The sequence below is a fragment of the Sinorhizobium psoraleae genome, from assembly GCF_013283645.1.
GTDB classification, from domain to species: domain Bacteria; phylum Pseudomonadota; class Alphaproteobacteria; order Rhizobiales; family Rhizobiaceae; genus Sinorhizobium; species Sinorhizobium psoraleae.
The window spans coordinates 115,760-137,701 of the sequence record NZ_JABEKV010000007.1 but is presented as its reverse complement, the minus strand read 5'-3'; the positions used below and the strand labels follow the sequence as shown (position 1 = coordinate 137,701).

Annotated in this window: 23 protein-coding genes and 3 pseudogenes; 12 read left to right on the top strand and 14 right to left on the bottom strand. The window is 60.7% G+C overall.

Annotation, left to right across the window (positions count from 1 at the left end):
- Positions 1-63: 63 nt before the first annotated feature.
- The 3 genes from ILFOPFJJ_RS28475 (at position 64) to ILFOPFJJ_RS28465 (ending at position 5,566) form a co-directional block, all read left to right on the top strand.
- Positions 64-633 carry a histidine phosphatase family protein gene (locus ILFOPFJJ_RS28475; protein ID WP_173513898.1) on the top strand — a complete coding sequence of 190 codons (570 nt, stop codon included), beginning with the start codon at positions 64-66 and terminating at the stop codon, positions 631-633.
- Between the two features lie 92 nt (positions 634-725).
- Entirely contained in the window at positions 726-4,631 is a 3,906-nt protein-coding gene (locus tag ILFOPFJJ_RS28470) for a GH36-type glycosyl hydrolase domain-containing protein (protein WP_173513897.1), read from the top strand.
- Between the two features lie 179 nt (positions 4,632-4,810).
- Positions 4,811-5,566, top strand: coding sequence for a MarC family protein (locus tag ILFOPFJJ_RS28465; RefSeq protein WP_173513896.1), 756 nt, complete (start codon positions 4,811-4,813; stop codon positions 5,564-5,566).
- Positions 5,567-5,788: 222 nt separating this feature from the next.
- Here the strand turns inward: ILFOPFJJ_RS28465 and ILFOPFJJ_RS35330 are convergent.
- The 7 genes and pseudogenes from ILFOPFJJ_RS35330 to ftsH form a co-directional block, all read right to left on the bottom strand.
- Positions 5,789-5,947 (bottom strand): annotated as a pseudogene (locus ILFOPFJJ_RS35330) (IS110 family transposase); the annotation flags it as partial.
- A gap of 335 nt (positions 5,948-6,282) precedes the next feature.
- Positions 6,283-6,798 carry a methyltransferase family protein gene (locus ILFOPFJJ_RS28460; protein WP_173513895.1) on the bottom strand — a complete coding sequence of 172 codons (516 nt, stop codon included), beginning with the start codon at positions 6,796-6,798 and terminating at the stop codon, positions 6,283-6,285.
- Between the two features lie 345 nt (positions 6,799-7,143).
- Positions 7,144-7,440, bottom strand: coding sequence for a hypothetical protein (locus tag ILFOPFJJ_RS28455; RefSeq protein ID WP_246299871.1), 297 nt, complete (start codon positions 7,438-7,440; stop codon positions 7,144-7,146).
- 403 nt (positions 7,441-7,843) lie between these two features.
- Positions 7,844-7,984: a hypothetical protein gene (locus tag ILFOPFJJ_RS35325; protein ID WP_246299870.1), complete on the bottom strand. Its 141-nt coding sequence runs from the start codon at positions 7,982-7,984 to the stop codon at positions 7,844-7,846.
- Complete coding sequence (locus ILFOPFJJ_RS35320) at positions 7,984-8,235, bottom strand: hypothetical protein (RefSeq protein ID WP_246299869.1); 252 nt, start codon at positions 8,233-8,235, stop codon at positions 7,984-7,986. Before ILFOPFJJ_RS35320 ends, ILFOPFJJ_RS35325 begins: the two co-directional genes overlap by 1 nt.
- Positions 8,236-8,508: 273 nt before the next feature.
- Entirely contained in the window at positions 8,509-8,775 is a 267-nt protein-coding gene (locus tag ILFOPFJJ_RS35315; protein ID WP_246299868.1) for a DUF2267 domain-containing protein, read from the bottom strand.
- 137 nt (positions 8,776-8,912) lie between these two features.
- On the bottom strand, positions 8,913-10,790 hold the full coding sequence (ftsH, locus tag ILFOPFJJ_RS28440; RefSeq protein ID WP_246299867.1) for an ATP-dependent zinc metalloprotease FtsH: 1,878 nt from the start codon (positions 10,788-10,790) through the stop codon (positions 8,913-8,915).
- A gap of 178 nt (positions 10,791-10,968) precedes the next feature.
- Here ftsH and ILFOPFJJ_RS35310 point away from each other — a divergent pair, with 178 nt between their 5' ends.
- The 4 genes from ILFOPFJJ_RS35310 (at position 10,969) to ILFOPFJJ_RS35295 (ending at position 12,600) form a co-directional block, all read left to right on the top strand.
- Positions 10,969-11,097, top strand: a complete 129-nt coding sequence (locus tag ILFOPFJJ_RS35310) for a universal stress protein (RefSeq protein WP_246299865.1) — start codon at positions 10,969-10,971, stop codon at positions 11,095-11,097.
- Between the two features lie 137 nt (positions 11,098-11,234).
- Positions 11,235-11,489 (top strand): universal stress protein, encoded by a 255-nt coding sequence (locus ILFOPFJJ_RS35305; RefSeq protein WP_246299864.1) that lies wholly within the window; start codon positions 11,235-11,237, stop codon positions 11,487-11,489.
- Between the two features lie 99 nt (positions 11,490-11,588).
- The gene (locus ILFOPFJJ_RS35300; protein ID WP_246299863.1) at positions 11,589-12,218 is read left to right on the top strand and encodes a beta/alpha barrel domain-containing protein; all 630 of its coding nucleotides are present in this window, start codon (positions 11,589-11,591) and stop codon (positions 12,216-12,218) included.
- Positions 12,219-12,459: 241 nt separating this feature from the next.
- Positions 12,460-12,600, top strand: coding sequence for a hypothetical protein (locus tag ILFOPFJJ_RS35295; protein ID WP_246299862.1), 141 nt, complete (start codon positions 12,460-12,462; stop codon positions 12,598-12,600).
- Between the two features lie 265 nt (positions 12,601-12,865).
- Here ILFOPFJJ_RS35295 and ILFOPFJJ_RS28425 read toward each other — a convergent pair whose 3' ends face one another.
- The 4 genes from ILFOPFJJ_RS28425 to ILFOPFJJ_RS28410 are packed head-to-tail and all read right to left on the bottom strand — an operon-like array spanning position 12,866 to position 16,291.
- Positions 12,866-13,642, bottom strand: coding sequence for an ABC transporter ATP-binding protein (locus tag ILFOPFJJ_RS28425; RefSeq protein ID WP_246299861.1), 777 nt, complete (start codon positions 13,640-13,642; stop codon positions 12,866-12,868).
- The gene (locus tag ILFOPFJJ_RS28420; RefSeq protein WP_173513894.1) at positions 13,642-14,631 is read right to left on the bottom strand and encodes an ABC transporter substrate-binding protein; all 990 of its coding nucleotides are present in this window, start codon (positions 14,629-14,631) and stop codon (positions 13,642-13,644) included. Before ILFOPFJJ_RS28420 ends, ILFOPFJJ_RS28425 begins: the two co-directional genes overlap by 1 nt.
- Positions 14,624-15,589: a 1-phosphofructokinase family hexose kinase gene (locus ILFOPFJJ_RS28415; protein WP_173513893.1), complete on the bottom strand. Its 966-nt coding sequence runs from the start codon at positions 15,587-15,589 to the stop codon at positions 14,624-14,626. The genes ILFOPFJJ_RS28420 and ILFOPFJJ_RS28415 overlap by 8 nt, the downstream gene beginning before the upstream one ends.
- A gap of 21 nt (positions 15,590-15,610) precedes the next feature.
- A complete protein-coding gene (locus ILFOPFJJ_RS28410; protein ID WP_173513892.1) occupies positions 15,611-16,291 on the bottom strand; it encodes a CBS domain-containing protein in 681 nt (226 codons plus the stop codon).
- Positions 16,292-16,607: 316 nt separating this feature from the next.
- Between ILFOPFJJ_RS28410 and ILFOPFJJ_RS35290 the strand changes: the two are divergent.
- Positions 16,608-16,847: pseudogene (locus ILFOPFJJ_RS35290) on the top strand (hypothetical protein); the annotation flags it as partial.
- On the opposite strand, the gene ILFOPFJJ_RS28400 reads toward ILFOPFJJ_RS35290, so the two are convergent.
- On the bottom strand, positions 16,812-17,126 hold the full coding sequence (locus ILFOPFJJ_RS28400; RefSeq protein WP_246299860.1) for a ribose-phosphate pyrophosphokinase-like domain-containing protein: 315 nt from the start codon (positions 17,124-17,126) through the stop codon (positions 16,812-16,814). The pseudogene ILFOPFJJ_RS35290 and the gene ILFOPFJJ_RS28400 sit on opposite strands and share 36 nt — an antisense overlap.
- A gap of 130 nt (positions 17,127-17,256) precedes the next feature.
- Between ILFOPFJJ_RS28400 and prs the strand changes: the two are divergent.
- Both prs and ILFOPFJJ_RS35285 read left to right on the top strand, forming a co-directional pair.
- Positions 17,257-17,880 (top strand): annotated as a pseudogene (gene prs / locus ILFOPFJJ_RS28395) (ribose-phosphate diphosphokinase); the annotation flags it as partial.
- 82 nt (positions 17,881-17,962) lie between these two features.
- Positions 17,963-18,412: a hypothetical protein gene (locus tag ILFOPFJJ_RS35285; protein ID WP_246299858.1), complete on the top strand. Its 450-nt coding sequence runs from the start codon at positions 17,963-17,965 to the stop codon at positions 18,410-18,412.
- Positions 18,413-18,433: 21 nt separating this feature from the next.
- Here the strand turns inward: ILFOPFJJ_RS35285 and ILFOPFJJ_RS35280 are convergent, their stop codons facing one another.
- A complete protein-coding gene (locus ILFOPFJJ_RS35280) occupies positions 18,434-18,886 on the bottom strand; it encodes a hypothetical protein (RefSeq protein ID WP_246299857.1) in 453 nt (150 codons plus the stop codon).
- A 56-nt stretch (positions 18,887-18,942) separates the two neighbouring features.
- Complete coding sequence (locus ILFOPFJJ_RS28385; protein WP_173513891.1) at positions 18,943-19,770, bottom strand: universal stress protein; 828 nt, start codon at positions 19,768-19,770, stop codon at positions 18,943-18,945.
- Between the two features lie 178 nt (positions 19,771-19,948).
- Here ILFOPFJJ_RS28385 and groL point away from each other — a divergent pair, with 178 nt between their 5' ends.
- Both groL and ILFOPFJJ_RS28375 read left to right on the top strand, forming a co-directional pair.
- Positions 19,949-21,553: a chaperonin GroEL gene (groL, locus tag ILFOPFJJ_RS28380; RefSeq protein WP_173513890.1), complete on the top strand. Its 1,605-nt coding sequence runs from the start codon at positions 19,949-19,951 to the stop codon at positions 21,551-21,553.
- A 57-nt stretch (positions 21,554-21,610) separates the two neighbouring features.
- Positions 21,611-21,940, top strand: a complete 330-nt coding sequence (locus tag ILFOPFJJ_RS28375; RefSeq protein ID WP_173513889.1) for an ATPase inhibitor subunit zeta — start codon at positions 21,611-21,613, stop codon at positions 21,938-21,940.
- Positions 21,941-21,942 lie beyond the last annotated feature (2 nt).

Here is a 21,942-nt window from a genome sequence, read left to right as displayed (position 1 = left end):
TGGCCGCGCATGCCGGTGCCGACTGGTCGGTACCCTGCAACGTCTGAGCCAGGAGGGCTGGACGTGAACGTATTCGTGATCAGGCACGGGGAGACTGAGTGGAGCCTGAGCGGACAGCACACCGGCACAACAGACGTCGCCTTGACCGATAAAGGACGACGACAGGCGGAAAGGATGCGGCCAGTGCTGGCCAGGCAGACGTTTGCGCTCGTTCTCGTAAGCCCGCTGCAGCGTGCCCGGGAGACTTGTGACTTGGCGGGCCTCGGCGAGAGGGCCATCGTCGATTCGGGCTTGATGGAATGGAATTACGGCGAATACGAGGGCCTGACGCCTCAGCAAATCGAGGCAAAAAGAGCGGACTGGTTGATTTTCCGGGATGGATGCCCGGGCGGCGAGACACCGTCGCAAGTTGGTGCTCGTGTGGATCAGGTCGTGGCCCGGGCGCGAGCTGCTGACGGCGATGTTGCCCTCTTCGCACATGGGCACGTGCTGCGCGTGCTCGCGGCAAGGTGGATCGGACTGCCAGCGCGTGCAGGACAGCATTTTCTCCTGAATACGGGCACGTTGAGCGTTCTCGCCTACTACCACGAGATACCCGCAGTGAGGATCTGGAATGGACACCTCGCTGGCTAGCATCCCGCGGAGCGCCGTGCGCAGACCGGTGACATCGCCTCTGCGCAGGCTGACTCGGCGATCCGACTTGTCGTTAAGGTAGGAAAACGTTGATGGCAAAATCGGTCGACGGCCAGGACGTGTCTAAGGCGAGACACAGTAGCGCTCCCGAGGTGATGGACTCCGGGCATGCGATCGCATTGCTCTCCAACGGTCGCTACAGCCTTATGGTCACTGCAGCAGGCGCCGGTTGCGGCAGGTGGCGGGACCTTGACGTTACTCGGTGGCGTGAGGACCTGACGCGAGATTGCTGGGGGCAGTTTTGCTACGTTCGAGACCTGGCAGACAACACGCTGTGGTCCATCGGGAAGCAACCAGTCTTCCGACCTTCGAACATCTACGAGCACGCTTTCCATGGCGACAGGGCCGAGTTCCGCTGTCGCGCCGAAGATATTGATATTTTCGGGAAAGTCTGCGTCCCGCCGAATGCCGACGCGGAGGTGCGGGTGCTTACGGTCGTGAACCATGGCAAGACGGAACGAAGCCTCGAATTCACCAGCTATTCCGAGGTCTGCCTGAACGATCGCCGCGCGGACCGGGCGCACCCGGCGTTTGCCAAGCTCTTCGTGGAGACAGACTACGATCATGTGACGGGCGCGCTGTTTGCGCGTCGCAGGCCGCGTCATGCAGAAGAAAGACCAGTCTGGGCAGTTCATGTTTCGTCGTCTAGCGAACAGGTCGGCGACGTACTCGAGTATGAGACCGATCGATTGAGATTCCTTGGACGCGGCCGCACGCCGTCAAATCCCGCAGCATTTGACGCGGGCACAACACTTTCCAGAACGACGGGCCCCGTTCTCGATCCGGTCTTCTGTCTGCGACGGACGGTCCATCTGGAGCCTGGCGCTACGGCGCGCGTGGCTTTCGTGACGGGAGCCGCCGACGACGAATTGGCAGTCCGGGCAATCGCCAAGCAATACGCGAGCATCGACGCGGTCGATGAGGCATTCGCCGCCGCGCTGGGGAAACATCAAACCGAACATCGGGACTTGAAGCTGACTGCCGACGAGGTGGCCCTATTCAACCGGCTCGCCGGCTGTATCGTGTTTGCCAATCCGACCATGCGGCAGGCGGGTCCATTCAACAAAAACCGATTGGACCGAGCGGCTCTATGGGCTCACGGAATTTCCGGCGATCTTCCGATCGTGTTGGTTCGCATCGATAGCGACGGCGCCAAGGCACTTGTTCGTGAGATCACGATGGCGCACGACTTCAGCCGCCGCCGAGGTCTGCAATTCGACCTTGTCTTGTTCGATGAGCGGGGCCCCACAAGCGCCAAGCGCTTGATCAAGAAACTGCAAGCCGGCTCGGAAGCCGAGATGCTGGGCAAGGCAGGAGGAATCTTTGTCTTGTCGGCAGCTACCGTCTCGGACGATCAAGTGGAAACGATCACCGCCGCCGCGCGCGTCGTCTTGTTGAGCAGATCGGGCTCACTTGCCAAGCAGTTTGATCGGCAAGACCCGGTTGCATCGCTTTCTTCCCAGGCGAGGGCGCCTCGATCAAGCGATGTACTCAAGGAACCTGCGTCCGCCCCGGTGAAGGATCTGCTGTTTTATAACGGATTCGGAGGCTTCACCCCTGACGGGCGCGAATACGTCGTTGCGGTGGACGGGGTCAATTTGCAACCGCCGGCACTGCCCCCGGCTCCGTGGAGCAACGTCATCGCAAGCCCGAGTTTTGGCTGCCTGGCGACCGAAGCCGGGCTTGGCTATTCCTGGGCCGGCAACAGCCAGATGAACCGGCTGACGCCTTGGTCGAACGACCCGGTTTCAGACACGCCTGGCGAGGTCGTTTACCTGCGGGACGAAGAGACCGGAGGGTTCTGGTCTCCGACGCCCTTGCCACTCGGAGAGCGAGCGTTCGTGACCGTTCGGCATGGCCAGGGCTACAGCCGTTATGAAAGCGACAGTCGAAAGCTCCATCAGACGTTAACCGTGCATGTTCCGCCGAACGATGAGATCAAGATCGTTCGTCTCGGATTGACCAACAATGACTCCAAGAGCCGCCATCTGTCGGCGACCTATTTCGTCGAGTGGGTTCTGGGGACACACCGTGAAGACGCTGCGATGCAGCTCGTTTGCGAACGCGATGCCCCTTCGGGAGCCATCGTGGCGTGGAACCCGTGGGCCAACGACTTCGCTGGAAGACTGGCATTTGTGGCCGCCAGTCCCGCTGCGAGTTCAGCCACGTCCGATCGCACGGCGTTTCTGGGCAAATACGGTTCTGTTTTTCGGCCGGCGGCCTTGGAGCGGACCAGCCTGGCGGAGACTTTCGGTCCTCTGCAAGATCCCTGCGGTGCCCTGATGGTAAGTATTTCATTGGCACCCGGCGAGAGCCAGGAGGTTATCTTTGTCCTTGGGCAGGCTGGTGGGCTCGAGGAGGTGCGTAGGCTTGTTCACGAGCATGCCGAAGCCGGCCGTGCTCGTGAAAGCTTCGCCGCAATATCCCGTGATTGGGACGACATTCTGAATGCAGTTCAGGTTTCAACGCCGGACGTCGGCTTAAACGTGATGATGAATCGTTGGCTGTTGTACCAGGTGCTCGCTTGTCGCGTCTGGGCGCGCTCTGCGTTCTATCAGTCCGGAGGCGCGTTCGGCTTCAGGGATCAGCTCCAGGATGTGATGGCGTTGGTCCACAGTGCGCCGAATGAGACTCGTTCGCAGATTCTGCGGGCAGCCGGCCGCCAATTCACGGAGGGTGACGTTCAACACTGGTGGCATCCTCCGTCCGGCGTCGGGGTGCGCACGCGCATGACCGATGACCTGTATTTTCTGCCTTTCGTGGTTCACCACTATGTTTCGATTACTGGCGATGCCCACCTGCTGGAGGAGCGGGTGCCCTTCATCGCATCACCAGTATTGAAGGAGGATCAGGAAGAGGATTTCGGCGTTCCTGTACTCAGCGAAGAGGCCGGTACCGTCTACGAGCACTGTGTCCGGGCATTGGAGCACGGGTTCCGGCTCGGCCTACACGGCTTGCCGCTCATGGGAACAGGCGACTGGAACGATGGCATGAACAAGGTCGGTGCCGGCGGCATAGGCGAAAGCGTCTGGAACGGCTGGTTCTTCCTAACGGTACTGAAGTCATTCGCGACGACCGCGTCTTCGCACGGCGACGAAGGCCGTGCCCGATGGTGCCGCGAACGGGCCGAGGAACTGCGCGCCGCGCTGGAAGCACACGCTTGGGATGGCGCCTGGTATCGCCGCGCCTATTTTGACGACGGCACGCCTCTCGGTTCATCCGCCAACGACGAGTGCCAGATCGATGCCATTCCGCAGGCTTGGGCCGTCATCTCTGGCTCGGCCGACGAGGAGCGTGCGTCGAAGGCGATGAGCGCCGCCTATCAAAGGCTCGTGCGCCGACAAGACAAGCTGATCCAGTTGTTCGACCCGCCGTTCGACAGGGGGTCCCTGCAGCCGGGCTACATCAAGGGCTATGTTCCCGGCATACGAGAAAATGGCGGACAGTACACCCATGCGGCCGCGTGGCTCGTGCTCGCGTCGGCACTGCAAGGAGACGGCGATCGCGCCCTGGAGCTTTGGAGCCTGATCAATCCGATCAATCACGCTTCGACAAAGCATGAAGCCGAGCACTATATGGTCGAGCCCTATGTCGTCAGCGCCGACGTTTACGGCGCACCACCGCACACCGGACGTGGTGGCTGGACCTGGTACACCGGATCAGCCGCCTGGTTGTATCGAGTGGCGCTGGAAGCCATCCTTGGACTGCGCCGACAAGGCCAGACCCTCCGGTTTGAGCCCTGTGTTCCGGCAAGTTGGTCAGGTTACGAGTTGAGCTACAAGCATGGATCGGCGACATACCGCATCCGTTTCGATAACTCAGAGAAAGCCGGCCGGGGAGTGCGCTCCGTTACGCTGGACGGAACCGTCTTTACTGACGCGATCATACCACTCAGTGACGACGGGCTGACGCACGACGTTCGTATCGCGATTGGCTAGCGATCACGACCGAGTGCTCTCTACTGGCTGTTCCGCTTGTGACGGCGTCCGTCTACCCGGACAGTGGATGCATGGATTCTGGTGAAAGCAATGGCGATTGCCACCTGCGACTGCAACGGTGATCCAAAGTTTTCGTGCCGCGACGGTTCGGCCGATACCGCCTGACGTCACTTTGCCTGATGGCGGCGCTCTCGGTGCTCCTCGCGATGCCTGCATTCGCGCAAGTGCCATCTAAAACGGTGCCCGAGGGACCGGAATTTGGTGCACGCAAAATTTTTCTCATGCTGTTCCTGATGCTTGGCCCGATCAAGATTCTGGTTCCGTTCGTGGGCATGACGCAGGATTCCGATCCAGTCTTTCGTCGTACTTTGGCGAGACGAGCGATGCTGTTTTCCGCAGCCGCGCTTGCTCTTGCCGGGTTGCTCGGACGCAGCATGCTCGAGAATTTCGAGATCTCATTGCCGGTGCTCGCCCTGACCGGCGGCGTGATTCTGTTTCTTGTGGCTCTGCAAACAGTGCTGCAGCAATCTGCAGGCACCGCAAATCCCCCGAAACCGGTCAGCCAACTGCCCGATCTCAAACTGGCCTTCACGCCGCTGGCGTTCCCGACGATAGTCACGCCCTATGGGATTGCAGCGGTGATCGTGTTCGCAACGCTGGCCGGGAATCGATACGACGCCGAGTTGACGGTGGGCGGCATTGTGCTGCTCATCCTGGCAGTGGACTGGACGGCGATGCTGTTTGCCGAAACCATCCTGAGATTTGTTGGAACGGCGCTTCAGGTATTTGCCGTTGTTCTTGGCGTCACTCAGGTCGCTCTCGGCCTGCAAGTGATCCTACACGGCCTGGCAATGATCGGCGTCTTCGCGGAGCGCCGATTTAGAGATTATGGTCCGGACGGAAGACATGCCGGCGAGCCGGGCGTTGGCATATAAGCCGGAATGTCGAGCCGCAGCAGGAGCCCGGTAACTTTCCGGAGTTGAGCACGTACTGTTAGGTCCCAATTGGTCCATGACCGTCGCTTTACTCAAGGATGACGGTGGCGGTAGAATGGACGATCACGATCTTCCAAGGGGAGGTTTGCAACTCGTGACTGACGATTATAGGGGCCAGACATTTTCCATGTCCGCGCCCTCGATGACGACGCCGGCGGTCACTTACTTCGAGAGTGCGACTAGCAGCTTTCGGGCGAGCGCGACGATCATCGCCTTGTTGAACCGGCCGCCATTGCGGGCGATGCGCTCCTTAAACCCAGCGCGTCAGTGTCGAGTGCAGGGTTGGTGGCGCAGCCACAGCCAGCCCAGCTCGATCAGGGTCAGGTTGCCTGTGACCTCTCGGCCGGCACCGTGGACGGCGTCGTGCAAGGGTCAAGACCGGAGATTCCGGGTGCTCTCGGCGAATGATATAAGTTCTCCCTTGGCTAGGGGGCAGGACCTATTAATCTGTCATCAACTGCCAAGAGCCATCGCTTTCGGAATTGGCCACGAACGGCAACTTCCCGCCATTTTTGAGCTTTAGACCAAGGTCTCAAAAGCCCCAATTCAGAAATCCGAACCAAAACGAGAGCCTAAGCGACCACGGCTAAATTAGCTGCATTGGCAGGCCGCGACGACCTTCGAAGCACGCTTCCGCTTCCTAAGGAGGCTTGGTCTCACCAAATACCCGGCAGAAGCCGCCATCGGACCCGCGTGGCGTAATCCGAGTAGCCCGCAAGCTCCGCGCGAAGAATTCGGTCCTCCGTGATGGTGCGGTAGAGCAGAAACGGCAGGCTAAAGAGCACAACAAGCGCAGCCGCAAGCCACGATCCGAGCGCGGGTCCGCTTGCCGCTATGATCAGAAATCCAGCGGTGTAGCCAGGGTGGCGGATGAAGGCATAAGGTCCCGTGCTGACGACGTGCTGGCCGCGGTCGGCCTGGATGCGAATGACTGAGGAGAAAAATCGGTTCACACGCATAGCCCATAGTGCAAGGGCGTAGCCGGCCGCGACCGTGAACAGGCAAACGCCCCGAAGCCAATCGGGCACGTTGTCGCTCCAATGGAAACGGCCACGGTCAACCCCGGCAACGATCCAGTGCATGAACAGAACGAACGAGAAGATCCTCAGCGACGGCGCTTCCTGACGACGGTCGCGCCATCGACGAAACAGGCGGAAGTCCGAAATTCCCATAGCTATCGCATCGCCTGCCGCCCGCGGGTTCCTTCCTCGGTGACTTTCGTACGCCTGCCGGCGCCCGAAACCCTTCACGACTGCCGACCGTCCGCTGCTAGGAGGTGCAACACGAAACCGGATACATGGCCGCCCGATGCCAAGGGCTGAAATTGGCGCCAAAGACGACCTTTAGCTGCGCTGCTCTCGACGGCGGTAGCGGGTGGTGAACAGACGTCCGGGAGAAGGCCCCTGCGCGTCCGCTAGGTGGGACGAAGCCGCCGTTCATTGGTGACGCCCGCGAATTATCAGTAATGCGAGGCATGCTTCAATGTGATGCCGACAGACTCTGGGATCGTGCGCAATTTACGGGGCAATGGACAGGGTGTACTCTTTTCCAGAACCGCGGTGGCGACGTTTGACGGCATCGAGCAGGCGCGAGAGCCGCACCTCCCCTTCCGGCCCGTCAACCTCGGCGGCCACGCTGGCGGTCCCTCGCCCGGTACGAACGAACTGATCGTAAAATGACGCCAAATCGATCTCGAGCATGCCTCCCCTGGCCGGCCGAAGCCCGATTTCATCCTCGACGGTCACAGTCAAGACCCAGCCGCCGGCAGCCGGCACGATCTGCTTCGGGTCAATGTCGACGACATGGGGTTCCATCTCCGACATCCTCCAATTTAAGCGGGGGGGGGTGCTGCGTAGCTCGCAACTCCGCAGCAGTTGCCACCTCCCCTATGAGAGATCTTCAAAACGGTAGCAGGCCTCGAAGGCATCATTGGTGCGGCTCAAATCTGAGCGTCGATCCGACCTCGATCTCGTTGATGACGTCATCGACACCGAATACGAACCTTGGTCCGGCGCGCCCTTGCCGCCTTGCGCAGCGAAGCGCGTTAGCGCTTGTCGGCGGTTTGGATTCGTTTGTTTGCCGCAGGGTCTAATCGCAAACCCCGGGGCACTTTTGCTGAACCAAACTCCGAGTGTTCCATGGCTTCCTCCCGCTTCAGCGGCCGCGTCCCACGGCTCCGGCTCGTCGGACCTCAAATCCTCAGCTTTCGAGGCATTCCTAGAGGGCCTTGACGAGCTGATCATGTAGATCCGGATTTTCCACGATCATTGCGACCAATTCGGCGATGTCGAGCGATTCAGCTTCCGACAGGCCGTGCTCGAAGGTCTTCGCCGAGAGGCTCCCCTGCCCGACGCGCATCAGCGCGTAGAGCTCGTAGAGCGCCGCCCCCGGAAGCCGATTGATCGCGGTTTTAAATCGCGTTGCGACGTAGCAACGGGAATATCCTCCATGCCAAGGCTCGCCAATACGTTATGGTCGCCGCGCGACGGCTTTGGCTCAGCAAAATCCTCCTCGGGGACGTTGCCAAGCAACGCGTCACGCTCCATGCGAGCGGCTTTGGCAAGCAGGGCGATGAACTGCACCTTGGAAAGGTTTAAGACTGTCAACATTGTTCCGCTCCGCCGGTAGATAATGCTGGCAGCAGGTGAAAAAATGCGGCGCCAATTACCCGATTGAGCCAGTGCGACATGCTGCCTGAAAATCGCACCCTAATCGCGACGTGCGACTTGCGGCCACAGGCTCCTCACGGGTACTGGCAATTGATCGATCACCTTTGCAACCGCGCCGGGGTCAAGTTCCTTGAAGATCACGTCGAAAACGCCCGTCGCGACGGTTTTGGCATCCATCCCGAACTTAGGAGGAAGCTCCCGGGCTACGTGCTCTCAAAATTCGTCAATGGAGTGCTCGTCTGTCGGCTTTCCCGCCAGCCGCCAGCCTTCGAAATAGAGCCCACGAATGACCATCGGGAACTGCGCGCCGAAATGGACTGCATCCCCTGGGGCCAGCCTGTCGCGCAACGCGTGAAGCGTAGCCCTGAGCGCGCTGTAAGCGTGTCGCCGTCCTTCGAAATGCAGGCGTTCAGCCACTGCCTTCAGCCACATATTGCCTTCCTGAGTCGTATGGTCGAAGCTCGGATGTCCGCTTGGCATGAGTTCCTCCTTTGCCCCAGGATGGGTGTGCTGTCATCGGGCCGGTCCAAACAATGGCTCGGATCATATGCCCCTGCGATTTTCGGAGCGACAAGGGTCAGGATGCAACGAATGCCGCCGCGCCGCATTGATGTGCGTCAACGGGGATCGAGCATTCGCTCGCCGGCTTTCGATCCAGCCGTCCGGGCGCGAGGCACAGTTTCGCCGCCCGTGGCCGTCCTGTCGCTCACCCGGAGTAACGGGGGAAAGTCCTGTGGAGTGATCGTCTCGCGCTCGAGCAGCAGTTCTGCTCCTGCCTTGAGCTCGCGCATGCACCCCTGCAGTATCGCCTTGGCGCCTTGGTAGGCGTCGTCGATCATCATGCGCACCGCAAGATCGATTTCGCGCGCGGTCGTTTCCGAATAATCCTTCTGCCGTGGCGCAGCTGGACCATCGCCGAGCCATTGCAGCCTTTGCTCTTCGAGGACAGCTTGGCCAACCTGCGGGCTCATGCCGAAGCGTACGACGCTTTGCCGCGCCACATCGGTGGCCTTGGCAAGATCGTCCGCCGCACCGGTCGAGACTTCACCATAAATAAGCTCTTCAGCCGCCCGACCGGCGAGCAGTGCTGTCATGCGTTCCTTGAGTTCACTCGACGTGATGAGGAAGCGATCATCGGTGGGGCGCTGCAACGTGTAGCCAAGCGCCCCGATTGAGCGGGGAATGATCGACACCTTCTGCACCGGATCGGTCTTCGAGAGTTTCGAGGCGACCAACGCGTGACCCATTTCGTGATAGGCTACCCGTTCGCGTTCGTCGGGCTTCAGCAGGCGGCTCTTGCGTTCCGAACCGGCGACGATGCGCTCGACCGCGTTGTTGAAGTCCTCGATCGCCACCCGCTCGGCACCACGGCGCGTTGCGACGATCGCGGCTTCGTTCACCAGGTTGGCAAGATCGGCGCCGGTGAATCCCGGCGTCATGTCTGCGATCTCCTCCGCATGCACCCCCTCCGCGATCGCGACATTTGCCATGTGGACCTTGAGGATTGCTGCCCTGCCGTTTCGATCCGGGCGGTCAATGACGACCTGGCGGTCGAAGCGGCCTGCGCGCAGAAGGGCTGGATCAAGGATCTCCGGACGATTGGTGGCAGCCAGGAGGACGATGCCGACGCGCGGATCGAAGCCGTCAAGTTCGGCCAGCAATTGATTGAGCGTCTGCTCCTTCTCGTCGCCGCCGCCATAGCCGGCGAAGGGGCTGCGGGCGCGGCCGAGCGCGTCGAGTTCGTCGATGAAGATGATGCAGGGAGCGGCCTGTCGCGCCTGATCGAAAAGATCCCGGACGCGGGCGGCGCCGACGCCAACGAAGAGTTCGACGAATTCCGAGCCGGAAATCGAGAAGAAAGGCACGCCGGCCTCGCCTGCAACCGCGCGCGCCATCAGCGTCTTGCCCGTACCGGGCGGCCCGACGAGGAGGATCCCTTTGGGAATATGCGCGCCGAGGCGACTGTATTTCGCCTGGTCTTTCAGAAAGGCGACCACCTCCTGCAACTCAGCCTTCGCCTCGTCCACGCCAGCCACATCGTCAAAGGTCACACCCGTTTGGCGCTCGAGATAGACCTTCGCCTTTGACTTTGCGATATTGACGAGGCCGCCGCGCTCGGCGACGCCCTGAAAGAGCACGAACCAAAGTCCCAGGAAGACCAGCAACGGGAAGATCCAGGAAAGGAGCGTCATCGCCCAATTCCTGTCGGTCCCGCCTGACACCTTTGCACCTGCCTTCTCAAAGACCTCGGCCAGCGAGGGATCGACACGATGCGCGACGAAGTACTTCTTTCCGTCCTGCGGCTGCTTGAACTCTCCTTCGATCAAGGACTCTGTCACGACGACGGACGCGAGCCTGCCGTCCTGCGCCGCCTGCAAAGCGTCCGAATAACTGAGCTGCGCGACGTCGCGATAGCCCAGCCAGAATTCAAAGATTCCGATCAACAGGAGTGCGGCGAGCAAATAGCCGAGAGTGAAAACCCATTTCGTATTCATAGGCCGGCTTCCGGTTCGTTTGCTGCGAACGAGCCTTTCATGTCTCACCGCCCGCCGCCTTGACCCGTGTCAAACTCGGAGAGCTCGGCTCAAAGTGACGGAAGCCGCCGTGGCCTTTGACGCGAGTCAATGCCTTCGGCCGGAGTTGCCTGATACTTTGCCGAATGGAGGAAGTGCGATGACCAAGCGCATTCTTGTCGCAACCGATGGATCCGACAAAGCCCGAGAAGCCGTGACGATGGCGGCGAACATAGCCACAGCACTCGGAGCAAGGCTTACGATCCTTCAATCATCCTGCATGGGCTGAGGGCTGAGGAGGCGAGCCGCCTCGCTGAGCCGGAGCACCTCGTCCGCCGTGTATCGGCCGTGACCCTGCCACAGTTGGAACGTGTTCCCAACTCGATGGGCGAGTTGTTCCGTGCCTCGCAAGGCGACATCGGAGAAATGGTTTCGGTCTTGGGTGACCGGATTGCCGAGGACGCTGCCGATGTTGCCCGAAGCATCGGCGTCGGTAGCGTGGAGACGCGCGTCGAGCCCGGCGCCTACGCTGAAACGATTCTTAAGGTCGCTGAGGAAATCGGTGCGGACTTGATCGTCGTTGGAAGCCGCGGGCTCGGGCGGTTGAGGGGTATGCTGGTCGGAAGCGCGTCGCAAAAGATCATACAGCATGCACATTGCTCCGTGCTGGTGGTACGCTGAACATCTCGCGACGCCCCCCCCGGCGAGTTGGAAACGGCACGAGGCCACAGCAGCTTTGCGGAGAACAACTGACAGCGACGCCAGGACGAGCTTGAGATCATGACCGCAACCGCGCTCTTCACCGATCTCTATGAACTGACGATGCTGGATGCCTATCATTCGCTCAGCATGGACGACATCGCCGTCTTCAGCCTGTTCGTGCGAAAGCTTCCGCCGGAGAGAAATTTCCTTATCGCCTGCGGAGTCGACGAGCTCCTGGATGACATCGAGGAGTTGCACTTCCGCGAGGATGATATCGCCCATCTCGCTTCGCTTGGCAGATTTAGGACGGAGTTCCTGGATTGGCTAAGGTCCTTTCGCTTCAGCGGCGAGATTTTCGCGGTAGCTGAGGGCACCCCCGTATTTGCCAACGAGCCGATCTTGGAGGTCATCGCGCCGATCGCAGAGGGACAGTTGCTCGAAACACTCATCCTCATTCAGATCGGTTTTCAAACCGTGATCGCGTCGAAAGCGGCACGGATCGTCAAGGCCGCCTATCTTGCGGGAGTGTCGGCGACATCGAATGTGGAGGCAGGCCGGCGCTACGGCATTCCGGTCGCTGGAACGGTCGCCCACAACTTCGTTCAGGCTTTTCCAAACGAGATGGAGTCGTTTCGGTGTTTGGCCGAGCTCTTTCCTCAGACGGCGTTGCTCGTTGACACCTACGACACCACCGTCAGCGAGCCATAAGACTGGATTCCGGCGACCTGCTCGAACGGCCGACAATCAAGACAACTCCTGGACGAGGGCGGGCTGCAACACATGCAGATCTTCGCCAGCGGCGGCCTCGATGAATGGAGTATCGAAAGCCTCCTGCGAGCTGGCGCGCCGATCGACGCGTTTGGCGTCGGCACGGATATGATGGTGTCGCCCGGACGCGGCCGCCCTCGATATCGCCTACAAGTTGACGAAATACGCCGGCATTGGCCGCATGAAGCTTTCTGCGAACAAGGTCACGCTCCCCGGGCGCAAGCAGACCTTTCGTCACATGCGTAGCGGCGCCGCGGTTGGAGACACCATTGGCCGCAGCTATGAGGACTTGGCGGACGACGGCTTCTGGAGCCCGTTATGACGGGAGGTCGGCGAATTATCGCGCGCAAGCCATTGGCAACCAGAAGCCGCTGCATGGTAACCCTGATCGCTTCAAAAAGTGTGCCATCCATCATGGCACCCCAGAGATATCGCGCGACGCTCAAGACAGAGGGAAAGAGTACCGGTGACCAGCGTCCGCTCTCAGACGCCAACTCCCAGCCGACCAGCAGCATAACGAGGAAGCTCGACACGATCGCGAAACGCTTCATTCTGTCACCCCGCCTCCGATAGTGCCGCGAAGCGCATCAGCAACGCGTCCGGCGTGGCCGATGAGTTCCGCATCGTAGATGTTTCGCGGGCAGCGGAATCTCGAAATGCTGAACGATCCGCCCCGGCGCCTTCGACATCAGTAGCACGCGATCTCCCAAGCAGGCCGCCTCACGCATATTGTGGGTGACGAACACGATCGTCTTGCGGCTGTCGCTCCAGATGCGCTGGATATCGTCATAGAGGTGCTCTCGGGTCATCGCGTCGAGTGCGCCGAAGGGTTCGTCCATCAGCAGCACCTGCGGATCGGGGGCCAGCGCGCGCGCCAAGGCTACCCGCTGCTTCATCCCACCCGATAGCTCATGCACATGCGCGCCTTCAAATTTTTCGAGGCCGACCAAGGCGAGATATCGGTGCGCGATCTCGCGCCGCTCGCCGTTGCTAAGCTCGGGACAAAGCCTCAGGCCGAACATGACGTTGCCGAAAACGTTGAGCCAGGGAAATAGCGACGGCTCCTGGAACACGACCAGACGCTGCCGACCCGGGCCGGTCACCGGCTGACCGTCGGCAAGCACATGACCGGCATCGGGCTCGGTCAACCCCGCTATGATGTCGAGGAGGGTCGACTTCCCGCAGCCGCTCGGGCCAACGACACAGACAACTTCGCCTGCCGCAACCTGCATCGAAACATTGTCGAGCGCGTGCACGGTCGCATGTGGTGTGCGAAACCATTTCGACACTTGTTCGACGACGAGCTTGCTCGTTGCCGTGGCAACCGGAGCCGATGTCGACTGGTTGGTGACTTGATCAAGCATCAGGGCACCTCGATCAGTCTCGAAAGCTCCGGCATCTCCCGCAGGAAGCCGACCTGCTGAGCCTTGGTGACGAAGGTCTGCAATGCGGAGGGTGAAATCTCGCTGGTAACCGCCATGCGCGCCCATGCGCGCGCAATGAGCTCCGGCGACATGCTGACCCGAAACGACGCCTTGAGTTCGTCCAGGATCATCCGCTGCGCGTCGGACGGGTGACGCTTGATCCAATCACTAAGGTCGCGATGGCCGTCAACAAAGCGTCGAACGAGATCGCGGTGTTCCGAAAGAAAGGCTGCACGCGCAACGAGCACTGTGGTGACCGCTTCCTTTTCTTCGACGAGGATCTTTCCACCCGCCTCCATTTCGAGCCGCGAAACCCAGGGTTCGACAGTCCAGACGGCATCGAGCTGTCCTGTTTTGAAGAGTGACAGCTGCTCCGGATTGGCAGTCGGAACAACCTGGGCGTCTCCGCCTGCCTGCGTTATCCGCAAGCCTCCTGCTGAGAGCCAGGCGCGTGCTGCCACGTCCTGAGTATTTCCGAATTGGGGAGTTGCGATCCGCTTACCGCGGAAATCCGCGGCGGCCGCAAGGCTTTCATACGGCTGCACGACGAGCGCAGAACCACCGTTGACCGAGCCGGCGACGATGCGAATCTCTCGTCCTCCCGAACGGGCATAGGCATTAATCGCCGGATTCGGTCCGACATAGGTAAGGTCAATGCTCTCAGCGAAGATCGCTTCCATGGCACTCGGACCGGCATTATAGGCGTACCATTCGACCTTGATCTTCGGACCGAGCCGATCGGCGTACCAATTCCGGCCCTGCCGTTCGAGGTTTCTGGCAACCAGCGCCTGCGCATGTGTCACGTTCGGGAAATGGCCAATCCGAATCTTGAGATCTTGCGCCCGAACGCCGGCCGTTCCAAACGCACAGAATCCCACCGCAATCGTCGTCACAAACAGCCGCCGCGCTCTGGACAGGAATTCATTCATGAACCGAGCTTTCCATGGAGGTCGACGGCACGCGTGGAGGCGGTTCGGTCCCCTTGTAAATCTCAAAGACGTCCTCGCGCCGGCACAGCTCGGTTCCGGATGCGATGACGGCGGCTGCTCCCGCGGCGACACCAAACTGGAACGCCTCCTCAATTGGCCTGCCTTCCGCCAGCAACCATGTGAGAGCGCCGATGAAGCTGTCGCCGGCACCTACGGTGGACTTGGCGACGACGTGCTTAGACGGGACGCGTAAAACGCCGAAGGCTCCAGCCAAGAGGGCACCCTCGCGGCCCATAGTGACTGCAACGAACTCTGCTGCAGTTTCCTTCACCAAAGCCGATGCGGCTTGCGCGACCCCATTCTCGTCCAGACGCCGGCCGGCCAGTGTTTCCAACTCTTCAATGCTCGGTTTGACGAGGAAAACCGGTGCCTTGCCCAAGGTGCTGCGCAATGTCGCGCCCGGGCAGTCGAGAATGAACCTGGCGCCGGTTTTCGCGGCTATGCGGCCAATTTCAGCATAGATGTCTTCGGGAGCGTTGCGCGGCAGACTTCCGCTGGCAACGACGAAGTCGCCCCTGAAGCTTTCAAAGATCGCAAGGGCCTTCGCGATGTCGCCCGGCGCGACTTCCGGCCCTTCGGGAACGAAGCGATATTCGAGCCCCGTTTCCTCTTCCCGAACCATAAAGGAAATTCGCGTCAGCCCTGCTATCTGTACGGCGTGAGTTCGAATGGCTGATGTCGCAAGGGCCTCTCTAAGCATGGCTCCAGTCGCTCCGCCCGCAAGGACGAGGAGCTCCGGCTCGCCGCCGAGCTCGGCGATGACGCGTGCGACATTGACGCCGCCGCCGCCCGGTCTTTGCCGCTCGCTGTGCGTACGGGTCTTGACGGTCGGACGCACCCGCTCAGCCTGACTCCATACGTCGATGGTGGGGTTGAGAGCCACTGCAAGGATAGGCATGGTTCACTCCACCAGGGTGCTTCAAGATCGTTCTGATAAGGTCGCGCCTGCTCCGACACGCAGCTTGTTCTTGACGCTCCCAACGCCGCTCACGGCTTCTGCGGCAACGCGAGCCGCCTCGGGCTGGACCTCACTGGCGACCTCCCCCCATAGGGAAACTGTGCCATCCTCGATTGTCACGTCGATAGCCGCCTTGTCGAGCCCGACGTCGGAACAAAGCCTCGCCAGGACAGCGCGTCGCGTGGCCTCGTCGCCCGCAGCCGTTATGTCAGGCACGGCCGCAGCGATCACCTGCAAAATATCGCCGCGGCTGACGATGCCCACCATCTGGCCGGCGCGTACAACAGGGACACGTTTGATGTCGTGCGTCTTCATAGCTGCAGCAATACGGTCAACCGGAGTGTCTTCACCCACCGTCACGACACCTGGCGTCATGACATCACCAATACGCCAGCTGTTTCCCTTGATGAAAATCTCCGGCGCCTCTTCGTGCGTGCTGCCCGTACCCCACCACGCGGCTGGTCCCAATTCTGCGCGCCGCAACAGATCTCCCTCGGTCAGAATACCGACAAGACTCCCATTGTCGTCAAGGACTGGCAGGCCGCTTATGTGGTTTTCCAGCATTACGCACGCGGCATGCTTTACGCTATGCTCGGGACTTATGGCGATGACCTTCCGGGCCATGATGTCCGCGGCTTTCATCTGAGGCTCCCCATGAATTATGGCGCCTAAAACATAGCTCACTTGTCGACCGCGTAGATTGACGTCGGTCAATAAGGGGAGCGGCAAGGCCGCCATACTCCCCGCGCCGCTAGAACCGTTCGGCTTGCTTGCGTCAGGTCGTGCTCACCTCAGTCTGGTCCGCGTCTAGTGTGCTCCGTGCGAAGACCCGTAACATTCTGCTGGCGCGATCGTGAAGGCCGCAACGCACAGCTGGACCTCACCCACATCCTTGATTTGCGTCAATGCAGGCTAATCCAGGTAATACGACATTTGACAGACAGATGGGGTTTTTCACATGTCACAGTTGATTGCGAGTCACCATATCGACTATCGCGGCTACGGTTTGGAGGCCAGTCACTATGCTTCGGCATGGCGAGTGCACATAATACCCGGCCCGCGCTCCCTCCCAACTGACCCTGACCACGTCTTGGCAGATACTCAGGAGGAAGCGCTTACAAAGGCACGAGCAATCATCGCTTGCTGTCGGGAAGGAGGCGCTTCACGCGTGACGGCTGTCGTTCCTTACCTCGCCTATGCGCGCAAGGACCGGCAGACGAAGGCGCGGGACCCGGTGACCACGCGCTACGTGGCGGAAAAACAGCAATTTGCAAAGCTTGTCGTTGACAGACTCCCGAGCACTTCCATGCAGTTGCTGCAGGACGTAGACATCCTCGCCACGCACGCTGACAAGCGGTCTGGCCTTGTGCTCACCGTCCTCGAAATCGCGTTCCTCGTGTTCGTCGATCGGCACACCGAGAGCGAAAGCAAGCTTTCCGCCAAAATCCCGTGATGCATTCAGTGCAAAGATGCGCATGGGAGCATCCTAAAGGGCAACTGCACTCGTTCTTGATGCTGATCGACGGGCCGCACGTGCCCCCTCGCGGCACTTTGTAGCGACGTGAGTTGTTCAGCCTTGGAGGTGGCGATCGACGCAGCTCTTCGAAGCAGCAGGCACCGATCAGGTGATGACGCTTGACGTGCATAACATTGCCGCTTTCCAGAACGCCTTCCGCTGCCGTACGATTCATCTGAGTGCAAAGGAGCTACTCGCCGACTTGATTGCCCGAAAAACTGCAGGCAGGCCCGCTACGATTCTCTCCCCGGATGGCGGCGGTATCAAGCGAGCCCAGCTTCTGAAGGAGGCCTATGAACGACTGTCTGGCGAGCCTGCAGGGTTCGGATTCATGGAAAAGCGCCGCAGCCGCGGCGTTGTTTCGGGCGAGCTCTTTGCGGGAGAGGTTAAAGACGCGACGGTCTTCATTGTCGACGACATGATCAGCACCGGCGGCACCATGCTGAGAGCAGCGGAAGCCTGCCGGCAGCGCGGCGCCAAGGCGGTCTATGCGATGGCGACGCACGGCCTTTTCAGCAAGGGCGCCGAAGCAATTCTCGCCCATCCCGCCGTCGACGGGACGATCGTAACGGATTCCATTGCGCCATTCCGGTTGCCTGAACATCGCTTGCGATCGTGCGTCGACGTCGTCCCGAGTGCGCCGCTTGTCGCCGAGGCCATTCGCCGGCTCGCCTTCGGTGGCTCGATAACAGAGCTTCTAGCCGACGATGACTGACAGATGCCGCCGGGCTTGTGTCAGATAGGCAAGCGCCAAAGGACGCCATTTCTTCGGTTCCCGAACCGGATGCTCCAAGGAGATGAACCAGGCACAGCCTTGCCCGCAGCAAGCCGCGAAAGCCGCTATAAAGCGCAAGCAAGCGGTCGTCCGGACGATCGCCAAGCGCTTTTTCCAGAGCAGTCAGAAGCAGCGGCCGGATCCAACCGGCCCCGAGCACCTCGCATTCGAGCCCGAGGTAACCGATTTCGTCGTAGGGATCGATGATCCGCATCGAGCGGTTGAATTCGAGACAATCGATGATCTGCGGCGGGGTGACGAGGCAGACATGCTCCGGCCGCAGGTCGCCGTGGCCCTCGACGATCTTTCCACGTGCGATGCGGGATTCGATGACACCACGCATCTTGCCCAGACCGACACCGACACCGTCGAGCAAGGCGGCCACGCCCGATGCCGAGAGCTCGAATTCGGAGCGCACCAGCAGCTCGCGGTTGATTTCGTGTTCCTCAAGAAGGTGCCGGATATATGCTGAGCCATCGGCAATCTCCGGCGGTCAGCCGATATAGAAACGGGCAAGCCGATCGGGTATCGCGGCCATCTCCGCCGTGCTTACCCGGTTCGCAGCGATGCGGGCATCCAGGAAGTCGTCCGCCGGCAATCGCCGCATCTCGACGAGCCAATCGACGACGTGTGCGGATTTCTCGAAGGTCAAATTTCCCCCGTCGTCACAATAGAGCGCCTTGACGGCGCGATAGGTCTCGCGTGCCAGCCGGCGGTTGAGGCGAAGCTCCTCCTCGCAGAAGAATTTCCGCGCCTCGATCGTGCTGAAATCGAGGTGGGATCGCAAGACCGGCTTCTTGAGCTTGAGCACCCAATCATCCGCGATGAAGACCCAGGACATATGGGTCTCCTTGGCCTCGATACTGCTTGGTGGCTGCGGGTAGGAAGCCGGATTGGAGAGGAATCGCACCTTCTGCGCGAGTGCCACCCTGAAATCCGGGCGCATCTCAACATTCCGCTTTCCAGTGGTCAGTCCCGGTGAGCGGCAATCGCGAGGCATCATCAGGCCGACATCAGGCGGTGAAGGGATCCTTCGCGCAGCAGCGATCGGGTGACGCCGCCAAGCAGCCATTCGCGGAGGCGGCCATGCCCATAGCCACCCGAGACGATCAGATCCGCTCCCATCTGCTTGGTGATGCCAACGAGCGCCTCCCCAGCCTCGCCTTCGCGATGGTCCACGATCTCGGCGCGGGCTTTTGCACCATGATTGATCAGATAGCGGACAACGTCGGTGGCACTGGCCATCGCCCGATCCGGTTCGTGCTCCGCGACGGTCGCCACCAGGACTTCGCGCGCATGGACAAGGAAGGGCATCGCGTCTGCGACCGCCCGTCTTGCCTCACGGCCATCCTTCCAGGCAACGATGACGCTTCTCGCCTTGAGAGGTGCGAGATCATCTCGCGGTATGAGGACCGGACGGCCCGCCGCATGTATCAACGCGCCCAGGTCTATGGCGGTGTGGGCGTCGCGTCCACCCGCGTCGCCACCCGACCCCGCGATCACAAGGTCCGCTGCTCTCGCGGCGGTTGCCAGCCCTCTTGTCGGATCGCCGACGGTAGTGCGCAGCGAATCGGCCCCTCCCATCTCGCCGCTGGCATCGAGATCGCTTCTGAGCGCTTCCAGGCGGCGTTCGATCTCCCTCGCCTCAAGCCGCATGAACTCGGCATCGACGATCACCCCGGGCGGAGGCGCCGCAATCGGGCGTATGTCGCCGGCGGCAAAGCCGATGAGGTTTGCCTCAAAGCGTGCGGCGAGGTCGCGCGCAAAATTTAACTGCGATGCTGCACCATCGCCTATGTCCAAGTGTACCAGTATCGTGTTGTAAATCATGGCCGCGACCTCGGTTTAGCCTCTCTTTGGAGAACTTAACCATCGATCGACCGCCTCGCCTTGACCGGCATCAAAGATGATCGCCTGACGCTTGAGCGGCCCTGCAGATGTCGTTTGATGCGCGTCAAAGCGTCCCTTCCGCCCTGTGCTACAAAAGCAAAGAACGGAGGATGAAGCTATGGCTCACAAGCAGGTCCTTTTCCATTCGGCTGCCCGAGAAAAGATCTTGAAGGGCGCTTCGCAATTGGCAGATGCCATTCGGGTCACACTCGGGCCGCGATCGAAAGCCGTTCTGATCGAAAGGAAATGGGGGCCTCCGATCGTCTGCAATGACGGGGTGACGATCGCCAAGGAATTCGACCTCAAAGATCCCGAAGAAAATCTCGGCGCGCGCATGCTGCGCCAGGCAGCGGAGAAGACAGGCGAAATCGTCGGCGACGGGACCACCACATCGACCATTCTTGCCCACGCCATTTTCGCCGATGGCCTGCGCAATGTCGTTGCCGGCGCAAGCGCGATCGACATCAAGCACGGGCTCGACCGCGGCGTCAAACGAGCGGTCGCCGAGCTCAAGAAAAACTCACGGCCCGTCTCCGAGAAGCGTGAAAAAGAACAGGTGGCGACGATTTCGGCCCACAACGACGCACAGATCGGCACGTTGGTCGGAGACGCGATGGAAAAGGTCGGCGACGACGGAGTCATCAGCGTCGAGGAATCGAAAACGACCGAGACGGTCCTCGAGGTTGTGGAGGGCATGCAATTCGATCGCGGTTATCTTTCTCCCTATTTCGTCACCGATGCCGAACGAATGGAGGTCGTTCTCGAGAGCGCCGCGATCCTCCTGTTCGACCGCAAGATCACCTCTCTCAAGGATTGCGTGGGACTCCTGGAGGCCATCGCCAAGGCCGGGACACCGCTGCTAATCATTGCCGAAGATGTGGAAACCGAGGCCCTCGCGACCTTGATTGTCAACCAGATGCGCGGAACACTACACAACTGCGCCGTCAAGGCGCCCGGGTTCGGAGACCGCCGTAAAGCCCTCTTGCAGGACATTGCCATACTCACGGGTGGGCAGCTTATTTCCGAGGAGCTGGGCATAAAGCTCGAAACGGTTACACCCGAACAACTTGGCCGCGCCGAGCGGATCGTCATTACGAAAGATACGACCACCATCATCGGTGGAGCGGGAGACAAGAAGGCCATCAGCAGCCGGGCGGAGCAGATCCGCAAGGAAATCTCGACCACCACTAGCGACTATGACCGTGAAAAGCTCCAGGAGCGACTGGCGAAGCTTTCCGGCGGCGTAGCGGTGATCAAGGTGGGTGCAGCCACGGAAGCGGAACTCAAAGCGAAGAAAGAAGCGCTTGATGACGCCATCAGCGCGACCAAGGCGGCCGTGGCCGAGGGCATCCTGCCGGGTGGCGGATTGGCCCTCCTGCGGTGCATCGCTGCCCTCGCAGAGGAGGAACAAGCCTGCGAAGGCGATGAGCGCACCGGCGTTCAGATCCTCAAGCGTTCACTGGAGACGCCGGCGCGGCAGATCGCGGAAAACTCCGCAACCGACGGCGGCGTCGTGGTTGCCAAGATGCTCGAGAGCCAGGGCAATTTCGGCTATGACGCCGGCCAGAAGGTCTATGTCGATCTGGTTTCGGCCGGCATCATCGACCCCACCAAAGTGATCCGCGTCGGCCTCGAAAATGCGGTCTCGGTCGCAAGCGTGCTGTTGCTGACCGAAGCCACGATGACGGAGCTTCCCGAGACGCCGAAGGAGGCAATGGCCTAAGCCGCGATGCAACCATAGTTGCAGGCCCGGTCGAGCCCAGGGACAGGAGGTAAAGACATGGAACTGACGGAGCCAGAGAAAGCGCTCGAAGAAAAGTACATCCTCGATTTCGAGCGCTCCTTGAGAGTTCGCGAACGCCGAGACCGCCTGCTTGCCGGATGGGCGGCCCACGCGCTCGATAAAGGCGACGCGACCGCCTACGCGGGGGAGATCGCTGAAGCCGGACGGGCCGAAGCCGGCGACGACGACATTCTGCGCAAGGTCCTCCGGGATTTGGAGAGCGCCGGAATCGCTGTGACCAGGGAAGAGCTTCAGGAAAAGATGCGGGCGCTGTTGTTTGTCGCCGCCGAACAACTGGACGCCGAAAGCAAAACGGAGAGGCGGTAGCT

What these genes read in the sequence shown, in the direction of transcription:
- ILFOPFJJ_RS28470 (WP_173513897.1), top strand. Translation starts at nt 726, where the DNA reads ATGGCAAAATCGGTCGACGGCCAGGACGTGTCTAAGGCGAGACACAGT.
- ILFOPFJJ_RS28465 (WP_173513896.1), top strand. Translation starts at nt 4,811, where the DNA reads ATGGCGGCGCTCTCGGTGCTCCTCGCGATGCCTGCATTCGCGCAAGTG.
- ILFOPFJJ_RS28460 (WP_173513895.1), bottom strand. Translation starts at nt 6,798, where the DNA reads ATGGGAATTTCGGACTTCCGCCTGTTTCGTCGATGGCGCGACCGTCGT.
- ILFOPFJJ_RS28455 (WP_246299871.1), bottom strand. Translation starts at nt 7,440, where the DNA reads ATGGAACCCCATGTCGTCGACATTGACCCGAAGCAGATCGTGCCGGCT.
- ILFOPFJJ_RS35325 (WP_246299870.1), bottom strand. Translation starts at nt 7,984, where the DNA reads ATGCGCGTCGGGCAGGGGAGCCTCTCGGCGAAGACCTTCGAGCACGGC.
- ILFOPFJJ_RS35320 (WP_246299869.1), bottom strand. Translation starts at nt 8,235, where the DNA reads ATGTTGACAGTCTTAAACCTTTCCAAGGTGCAGTTCATCGCCCTGCTT.
- ILFOPFJJ_RS35315 (WP_246299868.1), bottom strand. Translation starts at nt 8,775, where the DNA reads ATGCCAAGCGGACATCCGAGCTTCGACCATACGACTCAGGAAGGCAAT.
- ftsH (WP_246299867.1), bottom strand. Translation starts at nt 10,790, where the DNA reads ATGAATACGAAATGGGTTTTCACTCTCGGCTATTTGCTCGCCGCACTC.
- ILFOPFJJ_RS35310 (WP_246299865.1), top strand. Translation starts at nt 10,969, where the DNA reads ATGACCAAGCGCATTCTTGTCGCAACCGATGGATCCGACAAAGCCCGA.
- ILFOPFJJ_RS35305 (WP_246299864.1), top strand. Translation starts at nt 11,235, where the DNA reads ATGGTTTCGGTCTTGGGTGACCGGATTGCCGAGGACGCTGCCGATGTT.
- ILFOPFJJ_RS35300 (WP_246299863.1), top strand. Translation starts at nt 11,589, where the DNA reads ATGACCGCAACCGCGCTCTTCACCGATCTCTATGAACTGACGATGCTG.
- ILFOPFJJ_RS35295 (WP_246299862.1), top strand. Translation starts at nt 12,460, where the DNA reads ATGAAGCTTTCTGCGAACAAGGTCACGCTCCCCGGGCGCAAGCAGACC.
- ILFOPFJJ_RS28425 (WP_246299861.1), bottom strand. Translation starts at nt 13,642, where the DNA reads ATGCTTGATCAAGTCACCAACCAGTCGACATCGGCTCCGGTTGCCACG.
- ILFOPFJJ_RS28420 (WP_173513894.1), bottom strand. Translation starts at nt 14,631, where the DNA reads ATGAATGAATTCCTGTCCAGAGCGCGGCGGCTGTTTGTGACGACGATT.
- ILFOPFJJ_RS28415 (WP_173513893.1), bottom strand. Translation starts at nt 15,589, where the DNA reads ATGCCTATCCTTGCAGTGGCTCTCAACCCCACCATCGACGTATGGAGT.
- ILFOPFJJ_RS28410 (WP_173513892.1), bottom strand. Translation starts at nt 16,291, where the DNA reads ATGAAAGCCGCGGACATCATGGCCCGGAAGGTCATCGCCATAAGTCCC.
- ILFOPFJJ_RS28400 (WP_246299860.1), bottom strand. Translation starts at nt 17,126, where the DNA reads ATGCGCATCTTTGCACTGAATGCATCACGGGATTTTGGCGGAAAGCTT.
- ILFOPFJJ_RS35285 (WP_246299858.1), top strand. Translation starts at nt 17,963, where the DNA reads ATGAACCAGGCACAGCCTTGCCCGCAGCAAGCCGCGAAAGCCGCTATA.
- ILFOPFJJ_RS35280 (WP_246299857.1), bottom strand. Translation starts at nt 18,886, where the DNA reads ATGCGCCCGGATTTCAGGGTGGCACTCGCGCAGAAGGTGCGATTCCTC.
- ILFOPFJJ_RS28385 (WP_173513891.1), bottom strand. Translation starts at nt 19,770, where the DNA reads ATGATTTACAACACGATACTGGTACACTTGGACATAGGCGATGGTGCA.
- groL (WP_173513890.1), top strand. Translation starts at nt 19,949, where the DNA reads ATGGCTCACAAGCAGGTCCTTTTCCATTCGGCTGCCCGAGAAAAGATC.
- ILFOPFJJ_RS28375 (WP_173513889.1), top strand. Translation starts at nt 21,611, where the DNA reads ATGGAACTGACGGAGCCAGAGAAAGCGCTCGAAGAAAAGTACATCCTC.